The following is a 3,263-nucleotide window of genomic DNA, read 5'->3' as shown; positions in this document are numbered from 1 at the left end:
GAACACGCCGATCGGCGCGTCGATGCGCGGCGCGATCTGCGACACCAGCGCCTGGCCGTAGGTCTCGGCCTCCTGCATGGCCTGCAGCTCGGCGCCGACCTCGCCCACGCTGAGCTTGATCCAGTTGGCATCGCGCGAGGCCACCGAATTGCGCCGGAACACCTCCAGCGCGCGGGCGATGGCGCCGATTTCGTCGCCCCGCTCCAGCCCGCCGATCTCCACCTCCAGGTCGTCGTCGGCCAGCCGCGTCATCTTGCCGGTCAGGCTGTTGATCGGGGCGACCACCACCCGCGCGATCATCCACAGCGTGCCGACGATCACCGCGAAGCCGATCACCAGCAGCAGCAGCGATACCTTCTGCGCGCGGTCGATCCACTTGCTCATCTCCTCGCGCTCGGCCAGCAGCGTGCGGATCTCGCTGTCGTAGATGTTGCCCAGCATCACCACCAGCGCATTGGCCTGCCCGGTGTTGACCCGCTCCAGCTTGCGCCGCGCCTGTTCGAAGGCGTCCGCACCGGTGGCCGGCTCGGCCAGCACCGACTCCACCATCTGGTCCCAGTTGTTGGCGGCCTGGGTCGCGGTGCGGATCTGCTCCACGTGCGCGGCGTTGCCGGCCTTGCTGGCCGCCTCCAGCGCCGCGTCGCGCCGGTCACCCTGCTCGCGCAGCGCGACCCGCTCGTCCTCGCCCTGCCCCAGCAGGTAGTTGCGCAGGGCCAGCTGCTGCAGGCGCACCGCCTGCATGGCGTCCTCGACGTGGCGGATGACCTCGATCTGCTGGCTTTCACGTTTCCGCGCCAGGTCATCCTCGCTGGCGGTCCGGTAGCTGATGCCACCGGCGACGAGGAAACACAGGAACACCAGCGCAAACGCCGCGACCATCTTCCCGAGTAGCGGCAAGTTATTGATCCAGCTTTCTTTTTTGTCCGTCACTCTCAATTCCCCCGGCGCCGTCCCGGCCACTGTAACCGGACCTGGCCTGTATTCATCGGGAAAGGTATCGCAGAACCTGTGCCAGCGCGGTGAGGCAGGACTCAGGAGGCCGCGCGCTTGCTGTCCTGGTCACGTGGCTGCAGCCAGCGCGCGGCATGGATGCCCAGCTCGTAGAGGAAGCACATCGGGATGGCCAGCATCAGCTGCGACACCACGTCCGGCGGGGTCAGGATCGCGGCCAGCACGAAGATGCCAACCACCGCGTAACCGCGCCCTTCGCGCAGCTGCTGCGGGGTCACCCAGCCCAGCAGCACCAGGATCACCATCGCCACCGGCAGCTCGAAGCTGGCCCCGAAGGCGAAGAAGATCGCCAGCACGAAGTCCAGGTAGGCATTGGCATCGGGGGTGATGGCGATGACTTCCGGGCGGAACGTGGTCAGGAAGTGGAACACCGCCGGCAGCACCAGGAAATAGGCGAAGGCGCAGCCGATGTAGAACAGTGCCACCGCCGAGGCCAGCAGCGGCACCGCCAGCCGCTTTTCGCGGGCGTACAGGCCCGGGGCCACGAACGCCCAGGCCTGGTAGAGCAGCCACGGCACGGCCACGAACACCGCGGTGAAGAAGGTCAGCTTCAGCGGCGCGAAGAAGGCGCCGGCCGGGTTGGTGGCGATCATCGTCTGCCCGGCCGGCAGCTGCGAGATCAGCGGCGTGGCCAGGTGGCTGTACAACGTGCGCGAGAACGGCAGCAGCGCCAGCAGCACCACGCCCAACCCCAGCAGGCCGCGCACCAGCCGCGCGCGCAGCTCGATCAGGTGCTCGATCAGGGGGCTTTCGTTGAAGTCGGCCCCGCTCATCGCGACGGCTCCTGCGCGGGCGACGCCGGGCCTTCCTGCGTCAGGGCACGGTCGGCCGGTTCCTGCGCCGGTGCTTCAGCGGTGGTTTCTGCGGCAACCGGGCGCGGCGTGACCGGCCGCGGCTCGATGAACGTTTCCGTTTCCGTACCTGGCACCTGTTCGACCTCGCGGCCGAGCGCATCGGCGCCGTCCTGCACCTGTCGGGCCTGATCGCGCAGCCCGCTCTCGGCCTGCTGCATCGACTGCCGCACGTCCTGCAGGTTGCGCTTGAGTTCCTCGGCGTGCAGTTCGCGCTCGAGCTCCTGCTTGACCGAATCCCACTGGTTGCGGGCGCGGCGCACCCACAGCCCAGCGAACCGCGCGGCCTTGGGCAAGCGCTCGGGACCGAGCACCACCAGGGCCACCACGGCGATCAGCAACAGCTCGCCAAAACCGATATCGAACACGCCCGGAACTCCGGATCAGCGCGCTTCGCGGTCGTGCTCGGCCTGCGTTTCGGCGCTCTTCTCGGCCTTGCGCGAGTCATCGCCCAGCTGTGCGGCGGGCTTGTCCTCCTCGCGCATGCCTTTCTTGAATTCCTTGACCGCGCTGCCCAGATCCTTGGCGCCGCTCGTCAGCCGCTTGGTGCCGAACACCAGCAGGACGATGACCAGCACGACCAACCAGTGCCAGATGCTGAAACTGCCCATGATCCGCTCGCGTTATGTGTGGAAGGTTGTTGAGCATAGCGCACCGGGCATGACCCGATCGCTATGCCGAAGGTCAGTTGCCACCGTCCAGCGATTCGGTGCGGATCTCGCCCTCATTCACCGGCTGGAAGCCCTGCTGCGGCGCGGTTTGAGCCGGTGCCGGCTGGATCGGGGCGGTGGTGGCGGTATCGCTGCCCGCTGCGACCGGTGCCGGCACGCTGACCGCATCGGCGCGCGGCGCGGTGGACGCCACCGGTGCCACCGTGCCCTGGGTGCCGCGCTTTTCGCGGGCGGCATAGGTGGATTCCTCCAGCCGGTCGCGGAAGGCGACCACGTCGCTGGACGGCGCGCTGGCCAAGCGGCCTTCGATGATCATGCGCGGGGTGGTGCCCTGCCCGTAGGCATCGAGGTTGGCGGCATCGTCGATCTGCAGCGCCGCGCCATCCAGCGCCACGCCCGCGAACAGGCCGCGCGCGCGCGACCACGACCAGATCTCGGCCTTGAGCTGGCCATCGGTGGCGGCGGCGGCATTGCGGCCGACCGGGCCGGCGGCCACGCCGGCGTCGGCGCCGAGGGTGAACTTGCCGTTGACGATGTTGTCCAGGCTGCGGTCGTTGCGGAACACCAGGATCACGTCGGAGGACTGCACGCCGGCCTGGAAGCCGATGCTGCCGCCGGTGAGCTTGATGAACACCGGGTTGGACCAGCTGCCATCGGGCGTCTTGACCGACATCAGGCCGTGGCCACGACGGCCACCCAGCACCAGGCCGGCCTTGATCGTGTCGGGGAT

5 protein-coding genes are annotated in these 3,263 nt (G+C 68.6%); all 5 read right to left on the bottom strand.

Going from position 1 to position 3,263, the window contains the following annotated elements; all coding sequences use genetic code 11:
- A partial coding sequence (locus tag VA603_RS10250) for a HAMP domain-containing protein (protein WP_323438748.1) occupies nucleotides 1-897 on the bottom strand: 897 nt, incomplete at its 3' end.
- Nucleotides 898-1,031: 134 nt separating this feature from the next.
- Nucleotides 1,032-1,784: a twin-arginine translocase subunit TatC gene (gene tatC / locus VA603_RS10245; protein WP_132863989.1), complete on the bottom strand. Its 753-nt coding sequence runs from the start codon at nucleotides 1,782-1,784 to the stop codon at nucleotides 1,032-1,034.
- Nucleotides 1,781-2,230, bottom strand: coding sequence for a Sec-independent protein translocase protein TatB (tatB, locus tag VA603_RS10240; RefSeq protein WP_132863991.1), 450 nt, complete (start codon nucleotides 2,228-2,230; stop codon nucleotides 1,781-1,783). Before tatB ends, tatC begins: the two co-directional genes overlap by 4 nt.
- Nucleotides 2,231-2,245: 15 nt before the next feature.
- Nucleotides 2,246-2,473 carry a Sec-independent protein translocase subunit TatA gene (tatA, locus tag VA603_RS10235; protein WP_132863992.1) on the bottom strand — a complete coding sequence of 76 codons (228 nt, stop codon included), beginning with the start codon at nucleotides 2,471-2,473 and terminating at the stop codon, nucleotides 2,246-2,248.
- Between the two features lie 73 nt (nucleotides 2,474-2,546).
- Nucleotides 2,547-3,263, bottom strand: a 717-nt coding sequence (locus VA603_RS10230) for a lipid-binding SYLF domain-containing protein (RefSeq protein ID WP_323438747.1), incomplete at its 5' end; no start/stop codon positions are given.

Origin of the sequence: Stenotrophomonas capsici, from assembly GCF_034961085.1 — a bacterium.
Lineage (GTDB): Bacteria > Pseudomonadota > Gammaproteobacteria > Xanthomonadales > Xanthomonadaceae > Stenotrophomonas > Stenotrophomonas capsici.
The sequence above is the reverse complement of the archived record's forward strand: the minus strand, read 5'-3'. Positions and strand labels throughout refer to the sequence as shown.